The organism is Variovorax sp. PEI5 (assembly GCF_056679935.1).
This window is the reverse complement of sequence record NZ_JBWXPH010000004.1, coordinates 343,304-364,284: the sequence shown is the minus strand read 5'-3', so window position 1 is coordinate 364,284 and position 20,981 is coordinate 343,304. Positions and strand designations below refer to the sequence as shown.

Genomic DNA, 20,981 nt, shown 5'->3' with positions numbered 1-20,981 from the left:
AATGGTCCTTCTCAACGCGAGACGAGCATGCGGCGCTCGAGCCGGGCGACCCAGCGCGCCATGGGCCACAGCCCGATGAAGAAGATGACGGCCGCGGCCATCAGCGGGGTGGGGTTGTAGGTCTGCTCCTGGGCCACGCGCGCCGAGCGCAGCAGCTCCGGCAGCGCCACCATGGCGGCGATGGAGGTGGTCTTGACGAGCTCGAGCGAGTTGCTCGCCAGTGGCGCCATCACGTTGCGGATCGCCTGCGGCAGCACCACGGTGAGGATCAGCGGCAGCGGCCGGAAGCCCAGCGCCCGCGCCGCGTCGCGCTGGCCCTGCGGCACCGAGCGGATGCCGGCGCGTAAGATCTCGCCGAAGTAGCCCGAGTTGTTGAGCACCAGCGCCAGCACCACGGCGGCGAAACCGCCCAGCTTGAGGCCGAAGAACGGCAGCCCGAAATAGATCAGCACCAGCAGCACCACCACCGGGAACGAGCGGAACAGGTCAATGTAGACCAGCAGCGCGGCCTGCACGCCGCGATGCTCGAAGCTGTAGAGCACGGCGATCAGCAGTCCGGTGGCCAGGGCCAGCGGCAGCGACACCAGCGACAGCAGCACCGACAGCTCGATGCCCTGCAGCAGCAGCGGATAGATCTGGCGCAGCGAGTCCAGGTTGGCGAAGTTCTCGAGGAAGAGTTCCATGGCGGGGGTGTTCCTTCAGCGGCCGGGGGCGCTGGCGTGCTCGATCCAGCGGCTGGCGACGACCAGCGGCAGGAACAGCACCAGGTAGAAGGCCGCCGCCAGGGTCAGCGGCGACGGGTTGGCGACGATCGACATGAAGCTCTGCGCCTGGCCCAGGGTCTCGGGCAGGGAGACCGCCGTGCCCAGCGCGGTGCCCTTGCTGATCGAGATGGCGCGGTTGGTCAGCATCGGGATGGCGAGCCGGAAGGCCTGCGGCAGGATGATCTCGAACAGCATGCGCAGGGGCTTGAAGCCCAGCGCCCGCGCGGCGTCGCGCTGGCCGCGCGGCACGGCCTGCATCGCCGACCAGAAGATCTCGCAGGCGAAGGCCGACAGCACCGCCCCCAGGGCCATGACGGTGGTGGCGAAGGGCGACGGCGTGAAGCCGACATAGGGCATGCCGAAGTACAGGAAGATGATGATCACCAGCTGCGGCAGTGTGCGGAAGAGGTCGACCCAGGCGACGATCGCGGCATTCACCAGCCGGCTCTCGAAGGTGCGGATCACCGCCAGCGCCAGCCCGGCGGCCAGCCCGAGCGCGATGACCAGCACCGATACCACCACCGTCGTGCCGAAGCCGCGCAGCACCATCGGCAGCGCGTCGGCCATGACCTGGAGGTTGAGGAAGTTCTCGAGCAGGCGGTCCATGTCGTCGTGACTCGCGGCCGCCTACTGGGCGCAGACCGGCGCGGGCGACTTCTCGACGTAGCCCTTGAAGCCCGGGGCGCCATAGCCGTCGTGCACGGTGACCAGCGCCGAGCCCTTCTCGGGCGCCGAGCCATACCACTTCTCGTGCAGGCGGGCCACGGTGCCGTCCTGCTTCAGGCACTTCAGGATGTCGTCGACCCGGTTGCGATAGGCCACGCTCTCCGGGCGGAAGGCATAGCCGAAGTTGCGGCTGCTGCTGAAGTCCTTGTAGGCGACCTTGATGGCCTTGTTGCGGCTGGCCGCGTAGATGGTGGTGGGCACCTCGTTGATGGCGGCGAAGGCGCGGTTGGTCAGGATCGCCTGCACCGTGTCGGGGAAGGTGTCGTAGCGCTGGACCTCGAAGCCGTAGGTGCCGGCATTGGCGGTCGCCCAGGTGTCCGACAGCGTGCCGCGATTGACGGCGATGGCCTTGCCCTTGAGGTCCTCGAAGGACTTCATGTCGTTGCTGGCCTTGACCAGGAAGCCGTTGCCGGTCGACATGATCGGCTGCGTGAAGATCATCCGCTCGGCGCGCTCGGTGGTGATGTTCAGCGGATTGACGGTGAATTCGATGCGCTTGGCGAACAGCGAGGCGAACAGGGCCGAGAAGTTGACGTCGACGATCTCGACGCCCGGGCGCCGCAGCCGCTTGCCGACCTCGTTGATGAGGTCGACGCCGAAGCCCTCGGGGCCGTTGGCGCCGCGCACGATCCACGGCGCGACGCCGAAGTCGCTGCCCACCACCAGGGGCTTGTCGGCCGGGTGGTCGGCGTCCTGGGCGTGGGCCGGGACGGCGGCGCCGGCGAGGAGGGCCAGCGCGGCGAGGGCGGCGAGCGCCGGCCGGCGCGGGCGGAGGGAAGCGGGGACTGCGTGGGCCATGGGGGGGAAACTCCTGGGAATGCGTGATGGATGGGGAAGGTGGGAGGCGGAGGCGTAGGCGGATGCGGGAGGGCGGGGCGCCTCAGGCGCAGGGGTGGTGCCGGTGCCAGTGGCGCGCGATGTCGGCGCGCCCGCAGATCCAGACGTCGTCGTGGCGCCGCACGTGGTCGAGGAAGCGCTCCAGGCCGGCGGCGCGACCCGGGTGCCCGGCCACGCGCATGTGCAGGCCGACCGACATCATTCGCGGCGCTTCGGCGCCCTCGCGCAGCAGCAGGTCGAAGCTGTCGCGCAGGAACTCGAAGAACTGCTGCGCCGTGGCCAGGCTGCCGCGCATGAACTTGGCGTCGTTGATGGCCAGGCCATAGGGCACCACCAGGTGCGGCCGGGCCTCGGGCGCGCGGCGCAGCCAGTAGGGCAGTTCGTCGTTGTAGGCGTCGGAGTCGTAGAGGAAGCCGCCTTCCTCCTCGATCAGCCCGCGGGTGTTCAGGCTCGGTCCGTAGCGGCAGTACCAGCCCTCCGGGCGCCGGCCTACGCTGCGCTCGATGCTCTCGACGGTGCGCCGGATGCGCTCGCGCTCCTCCTCCCGCGTGAGCGTCTGGTGGCGCTCCCAGCGCCAGCCGTGCGCGCAGATGTCGTAGCCGAGCTCGCGGATGGCGGCGCAGACCGCCGGATTGCGCTCCAGCGCCAGCGCGCAGCCGAACACGGTGGCGGTCATGCCGCGCTCCGACAGCAGCCGCGCGAGACGCCAGAAGCCGACGCGGCTGCCGTACTCGAACATCGACTCGGCGGCCAGGTCGCGGCCCTCGAAGGCGCCGGCGCCGCCCTCGGTCAGGCCGGCCTCGCTGACGCCGTCGCCGTCGGGGAAGGAAGGCTCCGAGCCTTCCTCGTAGTTGAGGCAGAAGTTCAGCGCCAGCCGGGCGCCACCGGGCCAGCGCGGGTGCGGCGGCCGGGCACCGTAGCCGACGAAGTCGCGCGGATGCGCGGCGGTGGTGTCGGTCATGCGCCCTCCATCGGCAGCAGGGTGATCGGCCGGGCCAGCGGCACGAAGACGTCGTCCTCCTGGCCGGAGAAGCTCATGCAGACCACGAACCGGGCCGGCGCGTCCAGCGCCGCTAGGCCGTGGTGCCAGACGCCCATCGCATAGGTCACGCCCTGGTCCGGCGCGGCCTCGAAGGCCCGCAGCGTCGAGGAATCGGGCGCGCCATCGGCGGCCGCGCCGCAGACCACCACCAGGTAGGGGCGGCCATTGAGCGGGATGAAGGTCTGGGCCGACAACGGATGGCGTTCCATGGTCGTCACCGCCAGCGGCAGCGTCACCGCCTGCAGCAATGTCGCCACCCACAGGCGCGGTTCGGCGGCTTCGGGCCGGCGCTCGAAGGCGCCCTGGGCCCGCACGCGGCGCGCTTCGTCGCCCAGCCGGATCACCTCGCCGAAAGGCGCGAAGGCCTCGGCCGTCAGGGGCTGGACGCGCACGGCGGACGGGTCGTCGGAGTCGATAGGATTCATCGTAGATACCAGTGGTATCCCACCCGCGTCCGAAACGGTGCGGGGCCGGGATGGTTGCACGGTCCCACGCACGATCCATACCAGCCCGGCGCGCGCGGCCGGGTCGCCGCCGTCCTCAGGGCTCGATGCCGGGGCGCTCCGGCGCCTGGGCCGGGAAGTGCTCCTTCAGGAACTGCAGGAAGGCCGTGACGCGCGGCGCCAGCACCCGGCCGCGCGGATAGAGCACGTGGATGACGTCGGTGTTCGGGTCCTGGAAGTCCCGCAGCAGCGCGACCAGGGCGCCGCTGCGCAGGTCGGCGGCGATGTTGAACTCGGCCAGCCGCACGATGCCCAGGCCGACCAGCGCCAGCGTGCGCAGCAGCTCGCCCTGGTTGGCGCCGATGTGGGCCGGGATGTCGATGGTCTTGAGCGCGCCGTCCTCGCGGAAGGTCCAGCGGTTCCAGTGCGTGCGGATGGTGAAGTTCAGGCAGCGGTGGCGCAGCAGGTCGTCGGGCCGCGCCGGCGTGCCGTGCCGCGCCAGGTAGGCCGGCGCGGCCGCGATGACCCAGGGCCTGGGCACCAGCGGCCAGCCGATCAGCGACAGCTCGGTCGGCCGGCCGCTGTGCAGCGCGACGTCGATGCCCTGCTTCATGAAGTCGCCGCGATCGGTGCCGATGATGAATTCCAGCCGCAGCCGGGGATGGCGCTCCAGCAGCGCCGGCAGCAATGGCGCCAGCAGGTACTTGGCGGTGGTCAGCGGCGTGTGGATGTGCAGGGTGCCGGCGATCCCGCGCTCGTCCGACACCGCCAGGTTCTCCGCCTCGTCCATGGCGTCGACCACGCGCTGGCCGGCGGCGCGGTACTGCCGGCCCTCCTGCGTCAGGCGGATGGCGCCGCCGATGCGCTCGAACAGCCGCACGTCCAGGCGCGTCTCCAGCCGCGCGATCAGCTTGCTCACCGCCGAGGGCGACAGGCCGAGCCGGCGCCCGGCGCCCGAGAAGCTGCCCTCGGCCACGACGCCGAGGAACACCTGCAGCTCGCCGAACTTGTCCATGCGGGTTTCCTTCTACCGTGAATCCGCGTCACAGGGGATGTGCGGCCGGAGCCGTTGTGGCGCCGGGGGGCACTGTACAAAATGTCCGCTCACATTGGAGACAAGACAAGCATGACCAAGACCCTCCGGATCGGTTCCGGCGCGGCGTGGTGGGGCGACCGTGTCGAGCCCGCAGCGCTGAACGCCGAGCGCGGCGAACTCGACTACCTGTGCTTCGAGACCATGGCCGAGGCCACCGTCTCGGCGGCGCAGGTGCGCATGCGCCGCGACCCCGGCTTCCCCGGCTACGACACCTACCTCGACGACCGCATGCGCGCCGTGCTGCCCGCCTGCATGCGCAACGGCACGCGCATCGTCTCCAACCAGGGCTGGGTCAACCCGGTGGCGGCGGCGAAGCGCATCGTCGAGCTGCTCCAGGAACTGGGCATCCATGGCGTCAAGGTGGCGGCCGTCGGCGGCAGCCTGATCACCGAGCGCGTGCTCGGGCTGGCCGACACCATCCTGGAGACCGGTGCGCCCACCGCCGGCCTGGCCTCGACCCTGATCTCGGCCGAGGCCTACCAGGGCGCCGAGCCGATCGTCGAGGCGCTGCGATCCGGCGCGCGCATCGTCGTCACCGGCCGGGTGGCCGATCCGTCGATCTTCATGGCGCCGATGATGTTCGAGTTCGGCTGGGATCCGCTGGACCACGCGAAGCTCGGCGCCGGCAATGGCATCGGCCACCTGATGGAGTGCGGCGCCCAGGTGACCGGCGGCTATTTCTCGGACCCCGGCTTCAAGGACGTGCCCGAGCCCTGGAACTTCGGCTTCCCGATCGCCGAGGTCGAGGCCAACGGCGATGTCGTCATCACCAAGGTCGCCGGCACCGGTGGCGCCGTGACGCTGCGCACGGTCAAGGAGCAGATGCTCTACGAGGTGCACGACCCGGCCAACTACATCACGCCCGATGCGGTGGTGGACTTCACCTCCGCCCGGCTGGAGCAGGTCGGCCCCGACCGCGTGCGCGTGACCGGCCTGACCGGCAAGCCGCGCACGCCGACGCTGAAGGTGTCGATCGGCTGCACCGAGGGCTACATCGGCGAGGACATGTTCTTCTATGCCGGCCCGGGCGCCTTGCGCCGCGCGCAGCTGGCGAAGAAGGTGCTGGAGGAGCGCTTCAGGATCGTCAGGCTCGATGCCGAAGACCTGCGCATCGACTTCCTGGGCCTGAACGCCATCCACGGCGATGCCACCCCGGCCGATGCGCCCGAGCCCTACGAGATCGCGGTGCGCGTGGCCGCCCGCACGAGGACGCGCGAGGAGGCGGTGAAGGTCGGCCGCGAGGTCGACGGCATGGCGGTCTCGGGCATCGCCCACACCGGCAAGCGCGTGCCGCACCAGGACCGCTTCCGCGAGGTGATCGGCGTCTGGTCGGCGCTGGTGCCGCGCGAATGCATCACCCCGACCGTCGACTACTTCGAAAGCTGAGGCGCGCCATGAAAGTCCTGCTGCAACACGTCGCCCACGCCCGCTCCGGCGACAAGGGCAACACCTCCAACATCGCCGTCTTCGCCTACGAACCCGAGTTCTATCCGCTGCTCAAGGCACAGCTCACGGCCGAGCGCTTCAAGGCCTTCTATCGCGGCGCCATCCAGGGCGAGGTGGTGCGCCACGAGGTCGACAACATCGAGGCCCTGAACTTCGTCTGCCAGGGCGCGCTGGGCGGTGGCGTCTCGCGCAGCCTGTGCCTGGACAACTACGGCAAGGCGCTGTCGGCGGCCGTGCTCGGCTTCGAGCTCGAGGTGCCCGAGGCGCTGGCATCGCGGCTGCACGGCCGGCATCTGCTCTGAGCGCGGACCCGCGCGCGAACACCGGAGACCGCACGATGAAACAGCTCCCGCATCGATCCGATGCCGGCACCGGCCTGGGCCGGCGCGCCGTGACCGGTGCCGCGCTGGCGGCGCTGGCCGCGCTGGCGCTGGCCCCGGCCGCCCGGGCGCAGCAGGCCTACCCGAACAGGCCGATCCGCCTGGTGGTGCCCTATCCGGCCGGCGGCACCACCGACATCCTGGCGCGGCTGGCCGCGATGCAGCTGGGCGAGCGCCTGGGCCAGTCGGTGGTGGTGGACAACCGCGCCGGGGCCAGTGGCGCCATCGGCGCCTCGGAGGTGGCACGCGCCGCGCCCGACGGCTATACGCTGCTGATGGCCACGGCCAGCTCGCACGGCATCAACTCGGCGCTCTACAGGAAGCTGCCCTACGACGCGGTGAAGGACTTCGCGCCGGTGACCCTGCTGGCCAGCACGCCCAACATCATCGTCGTCAATCCGGCGGTGCCGGCGAGGAACCTGCGCGAGCTGATCGCGCTGGCCAAGGCGCAGCCGGGCAGGCTGAACTTCGGCTCGACCAGCCTGGGCGGCTCGCCGCACATGAGCGCCGAGCTGCTGAAGATGCAGGCCGGCATCGACATCGTGCACGTGCCCTACAAGGGCGCCGCGCCGATGCTCGCGGACCTGCTGGGCGGCCAGGTGCAGATCGGCTTCGACAACCTGCCCTCGACCATCAACTTCGTCAACACCGGCAAGGTGCGCGCCATCGCGGTGACCACGCCGCAGCGCTGGCCGGGCGCGCCGGACATCCCCACCGTGGCCGAGAGCGGCGTGCCCGGCTACGAGGTCTCGGGCTGGTTCGGCCTGCTGGCGCCGGCCGGCACGCCGCAGGCGATCCGCGACACATTGCAGCAGGCGCTGGCCGCGGCGGTCAGGCAGCCCGATGTCGCCCAGCGCATGCTGGAACTCGGCGCCCAGCCGATCGCCAGCACGCCCGAGGACTTCGGCCGGCGCATCCCGCTCGAGGTGCGCAAGTGGCAGGACGTGGTCAAGGCCACCGGCCTGAGCCTGGAATGAGAAAAGGCCCGTCGATTCCTCGTGGGAGTCGACGGGCCGGGGGGGCGGGAGGAAGCGTGCAGTCCGCCCCGATGCGGGTTGATGGCGCCACTCGCATGAAGCAGCGTGTGTCTTGGGGTTTCACCAGGTTTCTCACCTGAACAGCCGGCGCTAACCCGGTCCTGGCGCCATCAGGGATGGGAATCCAGGCTCCTGGATTCCCAACCCCGAGGGCCCTCCTCGACCGGTTCCCCGACAAACTAATCAGAAGGTTTGCCTCCGGCCGTAGGACGCGCGCCTGTTCGTGGCGCCACGCCCATCAGGCTCCGGCGGATGGCCAGGCAACCGGCCATCCAGGCCGAGGAGGGATCGGCATAGGGGGTGCTGACGGTGCGCGGCACGTAGCACAGGGATTCGTCCGCGGCGGAGCTCGTCTCGTCCAGCCAGATCCAGTGGAATTCCCCCGGCTCCAGTTCCTTGACGGTCAGGGCCGTGACGGTGGCGGCGTTCATGGCGGGGGCCTTCCTTCGGCGCGGTGGTCGATGCCGGCTCAGTTGATGTTGGCCAGCGCCGCGTGGAAGGGCTTGCCCGGGACCTTGAAGGTGCCACCGTACTCGTAGGGCGCGCCGTTGAGCATCTGGCAGCCGCCCTTGGCCGGGGCGCAGGCCTTGGAGCTGTCGTAGGTGTGCCAGATGATCGGGCCGTAGAGGAAGCTGTGGATGCCCTTGCCGGCGTAGTCGGCGATGCTCACCATGTAGCTCTCGGTGCCGTGGTTCTCGCCGTCCTCGGTGGCGATGGGGTCGATCACGCGGCTCTCCTGGAAGGTGCGCACCACCGAGCCCGAGGCGATGTCGTTGTCGAAGCGCACCCACTGGACCTTGCGGTCGCCACGCGAGGTGACCAGGATCTCACGCTGGGGCGTGTTCGGGAAGATCGTCTTGACCGAGGAGTTGTTGCCCGTGGCGTGCTCCTTGAGGTAGCCCAGGTGGGTGGGGTTGCGACCGACGTCGACGGCGAACTTCTCCGCGATGTCCGAGGGGGATCCGCCACCGGCCTGGTTGAGGTAGCCCGTGCCGAGGTCGAACACGCGCAGCTTGCCCTCCTGGGTGGCGATGTAGGCGCGGTGCGGGGCGCTCAGGCTCAGGCGCACGGCCGTCGGGCGATTGGGCAGGTCGACGACCTTGATCACGCCGGGCTTCTGCGCCGGGGCGGCGTCGAAGGTGTAGGGCCACTGGCTCGGGCCGTCGCCACGGTTGGCGATCATGGCGTTGAAGTCCGATTGCGGCTGCACGAAGTACTGCTGCTTGTAGTAGGCGAACAGCGGGCGCAGGTCGACGAAGGCCGCGCGCTTCTCCGACTTGGAGATCACCACCGCCATGCCGGCGCGGGCATAGGCGTTCGAGAGGTTGCCGCTGGCGTAGCGGGCCCGCACGCTCGGGTTGTCCAGATCGGTGTTCCAGAAGTTCTGCACGTTCTCGTAGTCGCGCCAGAACAGGCCCGTCGATGCGGAGATCTCGGTGGGTGCCTTCAGGGTGTCGGGCAGGTCGACGAAGCCGATCAGCTTGGCGTAGTTGTAGTTGCCCAGGCCCGGAGCGCCCGGGTAGGTGCGCTTCCAGTTGCCCCAGTTGGCATACCAGGCGCTGCCCTCGTTGGCCGGGCTGCAGCCCTGGCAGCCGTCGCCCAGCGCCAGCACGGCGATCTGGCCACGCATCGCGGCGGTGTCCCAGACCGTCACCAGGGCGAACTCGCCGCTGTTGGTGATCGTGAGGGCCGTGGGCACCTTGCCCGCGGGCAGCTGGGTGGTGAAGAGGTTGTGCGAGGTGTTGCTGCCCACCCCGACGATGCGCCCGTCGGCATACACCGCCAGCGAGTTGGTGCACCAGCCGCCGCGACCGTAGCACTTGGCCAGCGCCACCGGCTTCTCCAGCGTCACCGGGTTGGCGAATCCCCCACGGCGACCAATGTAGCGTTCGATGTTGGAGTCGATCGTGCCGCCGTCGCTGGGCGCACCCTCGTAGCTCGTCCAGCTCGGCTCGGGCTCGATGGAGGTGGTGTTGTGGCCCACGTTGAGCGTCTGGATCGAGCCCACGGCCGCCGCGTAGGAGCGCTTGAAGAAGCTCGCCTCGGGCGTCGCGTCGGCGATGTAGGCGAAGTTCATGATGTTGGAGCTGTAGTCGCCCCAGTAGTACTCCAGCGCGCCGCCGACCTGCCAGTTGCCGCACCAGCTGGTCCAGCCGCAGCCGCGGTTGCCCTGGCCGTTGGGGTTCTGGATCGAGATCATGTTGAACGACTGGCTCGCCCGCTTGGCGTACGTGGGCAGGCCGCCCTGGGACGCCGTGCCGTACTCGGCCGAGGAGGGGCCGTAGCGGTAGGCGATCGACGCCTCGGTGCCCATCTGGCGCGCCATCGCCTGGTACTCGGCATTGGAGACCGCGCCATTGACCATCACGTCGCCCGAGATCGCCGCGACCGTGCCGCTCGGGGTCACCGGCGCCGGGCTGGTCACCGGCGCCGGGCTGGTCACCGGCGCCGTGGCCGACAGCACCGGCTTGGACACCGGCGCCTGCACCGGCGTGGGAGCCGCCACCACCGTCGAGCCCGTGTCCCCGGAGGTGGTGTAGCAGGCCTTGACCACGCCCCACAGCGGATCGCCGAAGAAGCCGTCGTCGCACGCGTAGGTGCCCGGCTGCAGCGTCTTCTTGACGAACACGCCATTGGCGCCATAGCTCACCACGCTGGCCGTCGCGAGCCTGAACGAGCTCGACTGGCCCACGATCTTGGTCATCACCGCGCTGTCGGCCGGCGCGTAGCAGGCCTTGACCACGCCCCAGATCGGGTCGCCGAAGAAGCCATCGGTGCAGCCATAGGTGCCCGCGGCGAGGGTCTTGCGGTTGAAGGCGTTGTTCGCGCCATAGCTCACCACCGTGGTCTTGGCCAGGGTGAAGGAGCCGTCCTGGCGCACCAGGGCCTGCAGCCCGGCGCTGGCGGCCGAATTGGCCGCGCTCGCCGAATTGGGCATGTAGCAGGCCTTGACCACGCCCCAGAGCGGGTCGCCGAAAAAGCCGTCGTCGCAGCTGTAATTGCCCGGCTGCAGGTTCTTTTGCGTGAAGACGTTATTGGCGCCGTAGCTGACGGTGGTGGGGGCGGTCAGCGTAAAGCCTTTGCCTTGCACGGTCAGCTGCATGAGATCGGTGGCCCAGGCGGGCGCGGAGGCGCAGGTGATCAGGCCCAGAAACAGACCCAAACGTTGAGCGGTGAGAACTTTCGTCACAGTTAAACCCCATTTGTAAGACAGTGCCGCAATTGTCACGGGCTGTCGTCCTACAGCATCTGGGGCATCGTCCTACGCACCGATGAGCGTGCGATTTGAGCCGATGTGTGGCAAAAGGCTCAAAAAGGGGTCAAAAAACTGCGACTTTTGGCTGAACTAATTAAGTTTCCATCGAGTGCAAAAGTAGTCAATTAATTAAAAGTCGACTAAATCGAAGGGATATGAAAATCGCAATTGAGGAGGCGTGGAATTAAGCCGAGGCCGGGCCTCAATTGCAAAAGTAAGCCATAAGCATTTAGCAGTTTATGCAAGTGAAAACTCACTCAACCTTCACGCCGGCGTCCTGGACCACCTGGGTCCACTTGGGCACTTCCTTGCGCAGCAACTGGCCGAAGGCCTCGGGCGTGCTGGCCACCACCTCCACGCCCTGGTCCTTGAACAGCTTGACGACCTCGGGCTCCTTCAGGATCTCGACGATGTCGCGGTTGGCGCGCTCGACGATCGCCTTGGGCGTGCCCGCCGGCATCTGCATGCCGAACCAGACGATCACCTCGTAGCCCGGCACGCCGCCCTCCTGGATGGTCGGCGTCTCGGGCAGCAGGGCGGCGCGCTGAATGCCGGTGACGCCGACCGGCTTGAGCTTGCCGGCGCGGATCTGCTGCATCAGGTTGGGCACGTTGTCGAACAGCACGTCGATCTCGCCGCCGAGCATGGCCATCACCGCCGGCGCGCTGCCCTTGTAGGGCACGTGCGTCATGCGGGTCCCGGTCATGGTCATGAACAGTTCCATCGACAGGTGGTTGGACGAGCCCGAGCCGGTGGAGCCGTAGTTCAGCTTGCCGGGATTCTTCTTCGCGAAGTCGATCAGCTCCCTGAGGTTGGTCACGCCCGGCAGGTCGGGGCGGACGACCAGCGCGTTCTGCGTGGAGCCGGCCCACACCAGCGGCTGGAAATCGGTCAGGGCGTTGTAGGGCAGGCGGCTGCCATAGAGCGCCGGCAGCGCCGAGAACGGCAATGGCGTGATCAGGATCGTGTAGCCGTCGGGCGGCGACTTGGCCGCCAGGTTGTTGCCCAGCACGGTGTTGCCGCCGGGCCGGTTGTCCACCACCACCGACTGCTTCCAGGCCCGGCCCAGGCGTTCGGCCACGGTGCGCGCCAGGGTGTCGTTGAAGCCCCCGGGCGGGTAGGGCACGATGATGCGCACCGGCTTGGACGGGTAGTCGTCGGCGGCCGCCGTGGCGCTGGCGAGGCCGAGCGCGAGGCCCAGGCCGAGGGGCGCCAGCAGGCGGGTGAAGTTTCGTCGGGTGGTCGGCATGTCGGGTCTCCTGGTGGATGGGGACCGGGGCGCCGCTGCATCGGCGGCGCCTCCGGTGGCTGCGCTAGAACTTCACGACATAGCCGGGGCCGTCGACCATCGGGTAGGCGTCGAAGATCGACTCGTCGACCTCGATGCCCAGCCCGTGGCCCTTCGGCGGCTCGACGCAGCCATCGGCGCCGATCTCGAAGGTGCGGCCGAACATGTCGCGAAACGGATTGAAGTGCGAGACGCAGGCCTCGAAGTAGCCGGCGTTCTCGGTCGCCGCCAGGAAGTGCAGCGTGGCGGCGTGGTTGAGGCCGGTGGCCGAGCTGTGCGCGTGCACCGGGATGCGGAAGGCCGAGGCCATGGCCGCGATGCGCACGCCCTCGGTGATGCCGCCGCTCTTGGACAGGTCGGGCTGCCAGACCTGGACCGCGCCGGCATCGAGCATCTGGCCGAACTCGAAGCGCGTGAAGTGGTTCTCGCCGGCGGCGATCGGCACCAGCGGCGTGATCTTCGCGGCCTCGCGATAGGAGGCGAAGTCGTTGCAGGCGAAGGGCTCCTCCAGCCAGCCGGCCTGGATGTCGGCCAGCGCCGGCAGCACGCGGCGCACGTCGGCGATGGTGTAGGCCGTGTTGGCGTCGGTCAGGATGTCGAGGTCGTCGCCCAGCACCTCGCGCACCTTGCGTACCCGGGCGATGTCGTCCTTCACGGTGTCGCCCACGCGCAGCTTGACGGCGCGATAGCCCTGCTCGACATACGACTGCGCCTCCTCGGCCATCTGCTGCGGCGGCTGGTAGCCCAGCGCGATGCCGCCGGCATAGGCCGGGATGCGCCGGTGGCTGCCGCCCAGCAGCTCGTAGAGCGGCATCTTCGCGGCCTTGCCACGGATGTCCCACAGCGCCATGTCGATGCCCGACAGCGCCAGGCAGGTGCCCGCGCCCAGTCCGTGGCTCGACAGCTGCATGCGGTGCACGCGCTGCCAGGCGCCCACCACGTCGGTCGCGTTCATGCCCACCAGCAGCGGCTGCAGCGTGTTGTGCACCAGGCTGACGATGGCGCCGGGACTGCGCCCCGGATGCGCCTCGCCATAGCCGGTGATGCCTTCGGAGGTCTCGACGCGGATGATGATGCAGTCGCGCTTGAGGGTGCTGCCGATGCCCATGGTGACGGTCTTGCCCTCGGGCAGGCGATAGGACAGCGGAACGGCGGTGATGCGGGTGATCTTCAAGGGGTGTCTCCGGGGGATGGATTCGAAAAGACTTCGGGATTGACGACCTGCGGCGGCCGCTCGCCGCGCAGCAGGGCCGCCAGCGTGTCGACCGCCAGCAGGCCCATGGCCTGCTCGGCCTCCCGCGTCAGGCCGGCCAGGTGCGGCGTCAGCAGCACGCCCGGATGGCGCCGCAGCGGGCTGTCGGCGGGCAGCGGCTGGGTCTCGAAGACATCGAGCACCGCGCCGGCCAGCCGACCGGTCTCGAGCGCGGCGCACAGCGCGTCCTCGCGCACCACCGGTCCGCGCCCGACATTGATCAGCAGCGCGCCCGGGCGGGCCCACGCCAGCACCCCGGCATCGACCATGCCGCGCGTGCGGGGCGTCAGCGGGCAGGCGACGACGACGATGTCGCTGGCCGCGAACAGGTCCGCCAGCGCCAGGGTCTCGATGTCCGCCGGCACCTTCGAGGGCGTGCCGGTGCATACCGCCAGCCGCATGCCGAAACCCAGCCGGGCGATCTCGCCGATGCGCTGTCCGATGGCGCCGAAGCCCACCAGCCCGAGCGCGAGGCCGCGCAATTCGAAGGTGTGGGCGCCGGCCCCGGCGCGCGCCGCCCAGTCGCCCGCGCGCACGCTGGCGTTGAAGGCGGCCAGCCGGCGGCTGTGGGCGAACAGGGCGGCGAACACATATTCGGCCACCGCGTTGGCATTCACGGCCGGCGTGTTGCCCACCGGGATGCCGCGCGCGGTGGCCCGCTCGACCGGGATGAAGTCGAGCCCGACGCCCTGGCGCATGACGCCGCGCAGCGCGGTCGGCCGGTCGAACAGGTCGTCGGGCAGCTGGCGCCGCACGATCAGGCCATGCACGCGCGCCATGGCGTCGCGCAGCGCGGTGTCGCTGGCCGCGCGCGACAGGCCGTCGGGCAGGCGCTCGACCTCGGCCCATGCCGCCAGCCGTTCGTGGGCCCGCGGATGCAGCGGATCGGTGAGGAGGACGCGGGGACGATGCATGGGACCAGGACCCTTGACGACCGGGGTCGTGTACTGAAGTTGTGTGATGAATCTATCACACAACTTTGCGCCAGCCGGGTTCGGTTCCCTCAGGTTTTCCCGGGGTCGGAGGCGCTGGAGAGGCCGGCGGATCCGGTCCCGAGCTTGACGCGCGCCACCCGCAGGGCCGTCGCGCGGCTGTCGGTGGTCCAGAAGTCCTGGCCCGCGCGCTCGATGCGCGATCCGGTGTTGCGCATGTGGCGGAAGGCGGCGGCGCGGGCCGCCTCGGCATCGCGCGCGCGGATCGCCTCGCACAGCGCGTCGTGCTCGGCCAGCACCTCGGCGGCCAGGTCGGCGCGGCGCGCCTCGTTGGCGCGCGTGAGGCGGATGGCATCGTGCAGCGCGCGCGTCAGCAGGCCCAGCAATTCGGTGTAGTGCGGGTTGTGCGCCGCGCGCGAGATCGCCAGGTGGAACGCCAGGTCCTCGGCGACGCCGTCGCCGCCGCGCGCCACGGCGATGCCGATGGCCTTGAGCGCGCGCTGGATCTGCGCCATCTCGGCCTGCGTGCGGCGCTGCGCCGCCAGGGCCGCCATCTCGGCCTCGATGCCGCGCCGCAGCTCCAGGATGCGCAGCACGCCCTGCGCCGGATCGACGTCGCCCGGGCGCTGCCCGAGCCGGAAGGCATCCGACGCCTGGGGATCGCGCACCACCGTGCCGCTGCCCTGGCGGGTCTCGACCAGGCCCTCGGACTTCAGGCGCGAGATCGCCTCGCGCACCACCGTGCGGCTGACCCCGTACTGCTCGGTCATGGCCTGCTCGGTCGGCAGCCGGGTATCGACCGGATAGACGCGGGCGCGGATGTCGGCCGCCAGCAGCTCGGTCATGCGGTCGGCCAGCGTGCCCTCGGCGCCGGGGCGTGGCGCGGTCTCGTCGTTCTTGTGGCTGGTGCCCATGGAATCCTTCGGGTGCGGGTGCGGGTGCGGGTGCGGGGGAGGGGCTGCGGAGGATAGCACCGGAGTTTCCACGGTTGACAAAGTCATATGACGTATTTGTAATATGAATCGGCATGCGGGATGAGCCGTCCGGTTCCATCCGCCCAGGCCTCCGTCCCGGTTCCCCCGGCCATCGTCCGCCGCTGCCGCATCCATCCGATCCCATGACCGCCTCGTCCTCCTCCCCGCCGTCGCCGCCGTTCCTGCCGCCGCGCCCGAGCGCCTTCCTGTGCCGTCGCTTCACCCCGGCGGTCGAGGCGGCATTGCGCGAGCGCTTCGCCCTGCGCGTCAACGAGGACGATTCGATCCTGGCGCCGGCCGAGATCGCGCGCCGCGCCGCCGGCTGCAGCATCCTGCTGGTGACGGCGACCGAGACGGTCGATGCCGGCGTGCTGGCGGCCCTGGCGCCGGCGCTGCGCGTCGTGGCGACGCTGTCGGTCGGCTTCGACCACATCGACCGGGCGGCGGCGCGCGCGGCCGGCGTGCGCGTGCTCCACACGCCCGACGTGCTGAGCGATGCCTGCGCCGAGATCGCCCTGATGCTGCTGCTCAATGCCTGCCGGCGCGGTCTCGAGGCCGACCGCCTGGTGCGCAGCGGCGCCTGGGCCGGCTGGGCGCCGACGCAGCTGCTGGGCCTGGGACTGGTCGGGCGGACGCTGGGCATCTTCGGCATGGGCCGCATCGGTCGCGCGATCGCGGTGCGCGCGCGCGGCTTCGGCCTGTCGATCCACTATCACAACCGCTCGCGGCTCGATCCCGCGCTGGAGCAGGGCGCCAGCTACCACGCCACGCTCGACGGCCTGCTCGGCCACAGCGACATCCTGATGATCGCGGCGCCGGGGGCCCCGGCCCTGCGCGGCACCTTCGACGCTGCCCGGCTGGCGCGGCTGCCGCGCGGCGCGGTGCTGGTCAACATCTCGCGCGGCGACCTGGTCGACGACGAGGCATTGATCGCGGCCCTGCGCGAAGGCCATCTGCGCGGCGCCGGGCTGGACGTGTTCGCCAACGAGCCGCATGTCCACCCGGGCTATCGTGCGCTCGACAACGTCTTCCTGTCGCCCCACATCGGCAGCGCCACGACCGAGACCCGCGATGCCATGGGCCTGCTGCTGATCGATGGCATCGAGATGCTGGCCGCGGGGCGGGTGCCGGCCAACCTGCTGCCCTGAGGACATCGCATCGGTCCGACCGGACCCGCCGCCTGCGCATGCGTTCCGCCGCCGTTGCTTCCTTTCCTCCTTCCTCTCTTCCTTTCCTCCCTCCACCGCCGCGCGCCTCGCCATGAACCTCCGACATCCCGACCTCTTCCGCCAGCAGTGCCACGTCGACGGCCGCTGGATCGACGCCAGCGATGGCGCCACGCTCGCCGTCGTCAACCCGGCCGACGACCGGACATTGGGCACCGTGCCGCGCCTGACGGCGGCCGACGTGCGCGAGGCCATCGCGGCGGCCGACCGCGCATTGCCGGCCTGGCGCGGGACCGGCGCCAAGGAGCGCTCGCGCCTGCTGCGCCGCTGGTTCGACCTGTGCATGGCCCACCAGGACGACCTGGCGCTGCTGCTGACGCTGGAGCAGGGCAAGCCGCTGGCCGAGGCGCGCGGCGAGATCGCCTATGGCTCGAGCTTCATCGAGTGGTTCGCCGAGGAGGCCAAGCGCATCTATGGCGATGTCATCCCGGCGGCCACCACCGACCGCCGCATCGTGGTGCTCAAGCAGCCGGTGGGCGTGGTCGCGGCCATCACGCCATGGAACTTCCCCAACGCCATGATCACGCGCAAGGCCGGGGCGGCGCTGGCCGCCGGCTGCACCATCGTCATCAAGCCGGCCTCGGCGACGCCCTACTCGGCGCTGGCCCTGGCGCAGCTGGCGGCCGAGGCCGGCATCCCGCCCGGCGTGCTCAACGTGGTGACCGGCGCCGCCTCGACCGTCGGCGGCGAGCTCACCGCCAGCCGCGTGGTGCGCAAGCTGTCCTTCACCGGCTCGACCGAGGTCGGCAAGCAGCTGATGGCGCAATGCGCCGGCACGGTCAAGAAGGTCTCGATGGAGCTGGGCGGCAACGCGCCCTTCATCGTCTTCGACGATGCCGATCTCGATGCCGCCGTGGCCGGCGTCATGGCCTCCAAGTTCCGCAACGCCGGGCAGACCTGCGTGTGCGCCAACCGGATCCTCGTGCAGTCCGGCATCCACGACCGCTTCGTCGACCGGCTGCGCGCCACGGTGGAGGCGCAGGTGGTGGGCAACGGTCTCGACGACGGCGTGAACCTGGGTCCGCTGATCGACGATGCCGCCATCGCCAAGGTGCGCGAGCACATCGACGACGCCCTGAGCCTGGGAGCGCGCATCGTCACCGGCGGCCAGGCCCATGCGTTGGGCGGGCGCTTCTTCACGCCGACCATCCTGGCCGATGTCTCGCCGGCCTCGCGCCTGATGCAGGAGGAGACCTTCGGTCCGGTGGCGCCGCTGATCCGCTTCGAGACCGAGGACGAGGCCGTCGCCATGGCCAACGACACCCCCTTCGGCCTGGCGGCGTACTTCTACACCCAGGACTACGCCCGGGCCTGGCGCGTGGCCGAGGCGCTGGAGGTTGGTATCGTCGGCCTCAACGAGGGGCTCATCTCGACCGAGCTGGCCCCCTTCGGCGGCATCAAGGAGTCGGGCGTCGGACGCGAGGGGTCCCGGTACGGCATCGACGACTATGTCGAGATCAAATACATCTGCGCCGGTGGCCTCGGCCGAGCGGCGCGGACTTCCTGAAGCAACCCGCACCCCTGAGATCGAACGGAGACCCGCACATGAACGTAAAGAGAATCGGATTGATCGGTGTCGGCCTGATGGGCCACGGCATCGCCAGCAACATCGTCAAGCATGGCCATCCGCTGGCGGTGCTCGAGCACATCGGCAACCAGCCGCTCGACACCCTGCGCGCCGCCGGCGTCGAGGTCCGACCGACGCCGCGCGCGCTGGCCGAGGAGGTCGACGTGCTGCTGCTGTGCGTCACCGGCTCGCCGCAGGTCGAGGCCGTGCTGCTGGGCGAGGACGGCGCGCTGCGCGGCCTGCGCGAGGGCGCCATCGTCATCGACTGCTCGACCGCCATCCCGGCCTCGACCGAGCGCCTGGCCGTCCAGGTGGCCGAGGCCGGCTGCCGTTTCATGGATGCCGCCATGACGCGCACGCCCAAGGAGGCCGCCGAGGGCCGGCTCAACCTGCTGGTGGGCGCGGACGAGGCGCTGTTCGCCGAGTGCCGGCCGCTGCTCGAATGCTTCGCCGAGAACATCACGCATGCCGGCCCGGTCGGCGCCGGCCACCGCATGAAGCTGCTGCACAACTACGTCTCGCTCGGCTCGGTGGCGCTGATCGCCGAGGCCGCCGCCTGCGCCGAGCGCGCCGGTGTCGATCCCCGGGTCTTCGTCGAGGTGCTGGGCAAGGGCGGCGGTGGTGGCACGGCGCTGGAGCGCCTGAAGCCCTTCCTGCTGGAGCGCGACCCGAACGGCCTGCGCTTCTCGCTGACCAACGCGCTCAAGGACCTGGGCTACTACACCGCGATGGCCCAGGACAGCCAGGCCGCCCGCGCCATCGCCGAGGGTGTGCGCCGCACACTGGAGGACGCCGTGGCGCAGGACGCCGGCGGGCAGGCGCTGGTGCCGGAACTGGTGGCGATGCTGGCGCGGCGCGGCGCCGGCGACGCCGCCGCCTGAACCCGTCGCGCGGGTCGACGTCGGCCGCGCGCCGCCGCCCTCAGCGCAGGCGGCTCGACCACAGCAGCGACAGCACCGCCGCCGCCACCGCCAGCAGGGCCGCCGCCAGGGCCAGCAGGCCGGCCAGTTCGGTCTCGCGCGTGAGCACCTGCAGGCGCGTGCCGAGCTGCTGGTAGACCACGCGCAGGTTGTCGGCGGTGCCGGCATGGTGGTACTCGCCGCCGGTCATCCGCGCCACTTCGCGCAAGGTCGGCTCGTCGAGCTTCATGTAGATCGCCATGCCATCGGGCGTGCTGGCCTCGCCATCGACCGTGCCGAGCCCGATGACATGGATCCGCACCCCCCGGTCGGCCGCCATGCGGGCCGCCTCCAGGGTGTCGATGCCGGCCGTGCGGCGGCCATCGCTCAGCAGGATGATGGCGGCGGCATCGTAGGAGCCCGGCGCCACCGGCTCGATGCGCGGCGGCGGCGGCTTCTCGCGCTCGTCCAGGCTGCGGCCCCGGGGCGCCGGCGTGGCGCCCATCATCATGCGGCCGAGGTCGATGCCCTGCTCCGGGAACAGCTCCGCCAGGCACTGCACGATGGCGTCGCCGACGGCGGTGCCCAGCTGCATCTGGAAGGCGTCGATGCTGGCGACCAGCGCCGCGCGGTCCAGGGTCGGGCGCTGGGCCACGTGGCTGCTGCCGGCGAAGGTGACCAGCCCGACCTCGATGGCCGGTGGCAGCTCGGCCAGGAAGGCCTTGGCGGCCCGCTGCGCGGCATCCATGCGGGTCGGCTGGACATCCCCCACGCGCATGCTGAGCGAGACATCCATGGCCAGCAGGATCGTCGAGCGGGCCCAGGGCAGCGGCACCCGCGCCACCGGCCGCGCGGCGGCCAGCAGGAGCAGCGTGCAGGCCAGCAGGAACAGCGCCGGCGGCACGTGGCGCCGCCAGCCGCGACGGGCCGCCCCGCGCGCCACGTCCAGGCTGCTGTAGGACAGCACGGCGCGCGTGCGCCGCCGCAGCAGCCAGACGTAGAGCGCGGGCAGCAGCGCCGGCAGGAGCAGCAACCAGAGCGAGTGGGGCCAAAGGAAGGAGAGTGGCGACACCGGGCGGTTCCTCGTCGGGGGTTCACCGCCAGCGCCGTGCCGGGGTGGACACGGACGATGTTGCGCAGTGCGGCCTCATCGTGCCCGTCCTCCCGGGCTTGCGCAACCACGTCGAAGGACGATTCTCCGAGTCAGCGCCCACCGGCCTCGTCCACCAGCCGGGCGATCTGCCGGGCCGACATCCGCAGTCGCTGGTGGTGCCGGTCGCCCAGCAGGGGCAGGGCGGTCAGACCGAGGCAGCACAGCGTGCCGTAGAGCGTGCCATCGCGCAGCCAGACCGGCGTCGCCATGTAGGCCCCGGGGGTGATCGGGGCCGTGGGCACGTCGTGCGTCGCGCGCAAGGCCGCCACGTCGGGCATGACCGCCGGCAGCCGCCCGTCGAGCACGCGCTGGCAGAAGCTGTGGTCGCGGTGGTGCGTCAGCTCGCGCAGGCCGGCCTCGTCGGTGTCGAGCGTGGCGTGGGCGATGACCACGTCCTCGCCGGCCAGCCGGGAGATGAAGACGATGTCCATCACCAGTTCCTCGCGCATCAGCGCCAGGATGGCGGAGATGGCGCGATCCAGCGAGAGCGTGCCGGCCTCCGGCTGGACGCGGATCACCGGGCCGGCGTCCTCCGGCGCGGGCACGCCGGGGGGGGACGGTCCGTCGATCCGGGGCCCGATCCCGGTCGCGCGCTCGTGCTGGCGGTCGCCCTTGCGCTCGCTGTTCTGATTCATGGCTTCCTTGATTCTTTGCAACAGGGAA

General features: G+C 70.5%; 20 protein-coding genes. 6 read left to right on the top strand and 14 right to left on the bottom strand.

Features of this window, described 5'->3' with window-relative positions:
- Nucleotides 1–11: 11 nt before the first annotated feature.
- The 6 genes from AC1MLT_RS23385 to AC1MLT_RS23360 all read right to left on the bottom strand — a co-directional run bounded on the left by AC1MLT_RS23385 (nucleotide 12) and on the right by AC1MLT_RS23360 (nucleotide 4,827).
- A complete protein-coding gene (locus tag AC1MLT_RS23385; protein ID WP_481036872.1) occupies nucleotides 12–683 on the bottom strand; it encodes an amino acid ABC transporter permease in 672 nt (223 codons plus the stop codon).
- Nucleotides 684–698: 15 nt separating this feature from the next.
- On the bottom strand, nucleotides 699–1,370 hold the full coding sequence (locus AC1MLT_RS23380; RefSeq protein WP_481036871.1) for an amino acid ABC transporter permease: 672 nt from the start codon (nucleotides 1,368–1,370) through the stop codon (nucleotides 699–701).
- 21 nt (nucleotides 1,371–1,391) lie between these two features.
- Nucleotides 1,392–2,288, bottom strand: a complete 897-nt coding sequence (locus AC1MLT_RS23375) for a substrate-binding periplasmic protein (protein WP_481036870.1) — start codon at nucleotides 2,286–2,288, stop codon at nucleotides 1,392–1,394.
- Between the two features lie 82 nt (nucleotides 2,289–2,370).
- Nucleotides 2,371–3,288 (bottom strand): polysaccharide deacetylase family protein, encoded by a 918-nt coding sequence (locus tag AC1MLT_RS23370; protein WP_481036869.1) that lies wholly within the window; start codon nucleotides 3,286–3,288, stop codon nucleotides 2,371–2,373.
- The gene (locus tag AC1MLT_RS23365; RefSeq protein ID WP_481036867.1) at nucleotides 3,285–3,794 is read right to left on the bottom strand and encodes an ureidoglycolate lyase; all 510 of its coding nucleotides are present in this window, start codon (nucleotides 3,792–3,794) and stop codon (nucleotides 3,285–3,287) included. The genes AC1MLT_RS23370 and AC1MLT_RS23365 overlap by 4 nt, the downstream gene beginning before the upstream one ends.
- A 115-nt stretch (nucleotides 3,795–3,909) precedes the next feature.
- Nucleotides 3,910–4,827 carry a LysR substrate-binding domain-containing protein gene (locus tag AC1MLT_RS23360; RefSeq protein WP_481036865.1) on the bottom strand — a complete coding sequence of 306 codons (918 nt, stop codon included), beginning with the start codon at nucleotides 4,825–4,827 and terminating at the stop codon, nucleotides 3,910–3,912.
- A gap of 111 nt (nucleotides 4,828–4,938) precedes the next feature.
- Between AC1MLT_RS23360 and AC1MLT_RS23355 the strand changes: the two genes are divergently transcribed.
- From AC1MLT_RS23355 to AC1MLT_RS23345, 3 genes are read left to right on the top strand one after another with little or no spacing between them, the layout of a single operon-like run.
- Nucleotides 4,939–6,294 carry an acyclic terpene utilization AtuA family protein gene (locus tag AC1MLT_RS23355; RefSeq protein ID WP_481036864.1) on the top strand — a complete coding sequence of 452 codons (1,356 nt, stop codon included), beginning with the start codon at nucleotides 4,939–4,941 and terminating at the stop codon, nucleotides 6,292–6,294.
- An 8-nt stretch (nucleotides 6,295–6,302) separates the two neighbouring features.
- Entirely contained in the window at nucleotides 6,303–6,656 is a 354-nt protein-coding gene (locus tag AC1MLT_RS23350; protein ID WP_481036863.1) for an AtuA-related protein, read from the top strand.
- Nucleotides 6,657–6,691: 35 nt separating this feature from the next.
- Nucleotides 6,692–7,711 carry a Bug family tripartite tricarboxylate transporter substrate binding protein gene (locus tag AC1MLT_RS23345; RefSeq protein ID WP_481036862.1) on the top strand — a complete coding sequence of 340 codons (1,020 nt, stop codon included), beginning with the start codon at nucleotides 6,692–6,694 and terminating at the stop codon, nucleotides 7,709–7,711.
- 239 nt (nucleotides 7,712–7,950) lie between these two features.
- Here AC1MLT_RS23345 and AC1MLT_RS23340 read toward each other — a convergent pair whose 3' ends face one another.
- From AC1MLT_RS23340 to AC1MLT_RS23315, 6 genes are all read right to left on the bottom strand, one after another.
- Entirely contained in the window at nucleotides 7,951–8,202 is a 252-nt protein-coding gene (locus AC1MLT_RS23340) for a hypothetical protein (RefSeq protein WP_481036861.1), read from the bottom strand.
- Between the two features lie 38 nt (nucleotides 8,203–8,240).
- Nucleotides 8,241–10,934 carry a hypothetical protein gene (locus AC1MLT_RS23335; protein WP_481036859.1) on the bottom strand — a complete coding sequence of 898 codons (2,694 nt, stop codon included), beginning with the start codon at nucleotides 10,932–10,934 and terminating at the stop codon, nucleotides 8,241–8,243.
- Between the two features lie 346 nt (nucleotides 10,935–11,280).
- Nucleotides 11,281–12,276: a tripartite tricarboxylate transporter substrate binding protein gene (locus tag AC1MLT_RS23330; RefSeq protein WP_481036858.1), complete on the bottom strand. Its 996-nt coding sequence runs from the start codon at nucleotides 12,274–12,276 to the stop codon at nucleotides 11,281–11,283.
- 64 nt (nucleotides 12,277–12,340) lie between these two features.
- Nucleotides 12,341–13,489, bottom strand: a complete 1,149-nt coding sequence (locus AC1MLT_RS23325) for a mandelate racemase/muconate lactonizing enzyme family protein (protein ID WP_481036856.1) — start codon at nucleotides 13,487–13,489, stop codon at nucleotides 12,341–12,343.
- A complete protein-coding gene (locus tag AC1MLT_RS23320; RefSeq protein ID WP_481036855.1) occupies nucleotides 13,486–14,481 on the bottom strand; it encodes an NAD(P)-dependent oxidoreductase in 996 nt (331 codons plus the stop codon). The genes AC1MLT_RS23325 and AC1MLT_RS23320 overlap by 4 nt, the downstream gene beginning before the upstream one ends.
- An 89-nt stretch (nucleotides 14,482–14,570) precedes the next feature.
- Nucleotides 14,571–15,413, bottom strand: a complete 843-nt coding sequence (locus AC1MLT_RS23315; RefSeq protein ID WP_481036853.1) for a FadR/GntR family transcriptional regulator — start codon at nucleotides 15,411–15,413, stop codon at nucleotides 14,571–14,573.
- A 203-nt stretch (nucleotides 15,414–15,616) separates the two neighbouring features.
- On the opposite strand from AC1MLT_RS23315, the gene AC1MLT_RS23310 reads away from it, so the two are divergent.
- The 3 genes from AC1MLT_RS23310 (at nucleotide 15,617) to AC1MLT_RS23300 (ending at nucleotide 19,147) form a co-directional block, all read left to right on the top strand.
- Complete coding sequence (locus AC1MLT_RS23310; protein ID WP_481036852.1) at nucleotides 15,617–16,621, top strand: 2-hydroxyacid dehydrogenase; 1,005 nt, start codon at nucleotides 15,617–15,619, stop codon at nucleotides 16,619–16,621.
- 112 nt (nucleotides 16,622–16,733) lie between these two features.
- Nucleotides 16,734–18,206: an NAD-dependent succinate-semialdehyde dehydrogenase gene (locus AC1MLT_RS23305; RefSeq protein ID WP_481036851.1), complete on the top strand. Its 1,473-nt coding sequence runs from the start codon at nucleotides 16,734–16,736 to the stop codon at nucleotides 18,204–18,206.
- Nucleotides 18,207–18,244: 38 nt separating this feature from the next.
- Nucleotides 18,245–19,147: an NAD(P)-dependent oxidoreductase gene (locus tag AC1MLT_RS23300; protein WP_481036850.1), complete on the top strand. Its 903-nt coding sequence runs from the start codon at nucleotides 18,245–18,247 to the stop codon at nucleotides 19,145–19,147.
- A gap of 40 nt (nucleotides 19,148–19,187) precedes the next feature.
- Here AC1MLT_RS23300 and AC1MLT_RS23295 read toward each other — a convergent pair whose 3' ends face one another.
- Both AC1MLT_RS23295 and AC1MLT_RS23290 read right to left on the bottom strand, forming a co-directional pair.
- Nucleotides 19,188–20,237, bottom strand: a complete 1,050-nt coding sequence (locus tag AC1MLT_RS23295) for a VWA domain-containing protein (RefSeq protein WP_481036849.1) — start codon at nucleotides 20,235–20,237, stop codon at nucleotides 19,188–19,190.
- A gap of 131 nt (nucleotides 20,238–20,368) precedes the next feature.
- A complete protein-coding gene (locus AC1MLT_RS23290) occupies nucleotides 20,369–20,953 on the bottom strand; it encodes a GAF domain-containing protein (RefSeq protein ID WP_481036848.1) in 585 nt (194 codons plus the stop codon).
- Between the last annotated feature and the right edge of the window lie 28 nt (nucleotides 20,954–20,981).

Bases quoted from the DNA above. Each gene is read 5' to 3' on its own strand.
- AC1MLT_RS23300 (WP_481036850.1), top strand. From the start codon at position 18,245: ATGAACGTAAAGAGAATCGGATTGATCGGTGTCGGCCTGATGGGCCAC.
- AC1MLT_RS23340 (WP_481036861.1), bottom strand. From the start codon at position 8,202: ATGAACGCCGCCACCGTCACGGCCCTGACCGTCAAGGAACTGGAGCCG.
- AC1MLT_RS23310 (WP_481036852.1), top strand. From the start codon at position 15,617: ATGACCGCCTCGTCCTCCTCCCCGCCGTCGCCGCCGTTCCTGCCGCCG.
- AC1MLT_RS23315 (WP_481036853.1), bottom strand. From the start codon at position 15,413: ATGGGCACCAGCCACAAGAACGACGAGACCGCGCCACGCCCCGGCGCC.
- AC1MLT_RS23345 (WP_481036862.1), top strand. From the start codon at position 6,692: ATGAAACAGCTCCCGCATCGATCCGATGCCGGCACCGGCCTGGGCCGG.
- AC1MLT_RS23380 (WP_481036871.1), bottom strand. From the start codon at position 1,370: ATGGACCGCCTGCTCGAGAACTTCCTCAACCTCCAGGTCATGGCCGAC.
- AC1MLT_RS23330 (WP_481036858.1), bottom strand. From the start codon at position 12,276: ATGCCGACCACCCGACGAAACTTCACCCGCCTGCTGGCGCCCCTCGGC.
- AC1MLT_RS23370 (WP_481036869.1), bottom strand. From the start codon at position 3,288: ATGACCGACACCACCGCCGCGCATCCGCGCGACTTCGTCGGCTACGGT.
- AC1MLT_RS23305 (WP_481036851.1), top strand. From the start codon at position 16,734: ATGAACCTCCGACATCCCGACCTCTTCCGCCAGCAGTGCCACGTCGAC.
- AC1MLT_RS23375 (WP_481036870.1), bottom strand. From the start codon at position 2,288: ATGGCCCACGCAGTCCCCGCTTCCCTCCGCCCGCGCCGGCCGGCGCTC.
- AC1MLT_RS23360 (WP_481036865.1), bottom strand. From the start codon at position 4,827: ATGGACAAGTTCGGCGAGCTGCAGGTGTTCCTCGGCGTCGTGGCCGAG.
- AC1MLT_RS23350 (WP_481036863.1), top strand. From the start codon at position 6,303: ATGAAAGTCCTGCTGCAACACGTCGCCCACGCCCGCTCCGGCGACAAG.
- AC1MLT_RS23290 (WP_481036848.1), bottom strand. From the start codon at position 20,953: ATGAATCAGAACAGCGAGCGCAAGGGCGACCGCCAGCACGAGCGCGCG.
- AC1MLT_RS23355 (WP_481036864.1), top strand. From the start codon at position 4,939: ATGACCAAGACCCTCCGGATCGGTTCCGGCGCGGCGTGGTGGGGCGAC.
- AC1MLT_RS23385 (WP_481036872.1), bottom strand. From the start codon at position 683: ATGGAACTCTTCCTCGAGAACTTCGCCAACCTGGACTCGCTGCGCCAG.
- AC1MLT_RS23365 (WP_481036867.1), bottom strand. From the start codon at position 3,794: ATGAATCCTATCGACTCCGACGACCCGTCCGCCGTGCGCGTCCAGCCC.
- AC1MLT_RS23320 (WP_481036855.1), bottom strand. From the start codon at position 14,481: ATGCATCGTCCCCGCGTCCTCCTCACCGATCCGCTGCATCCGCGGGCC.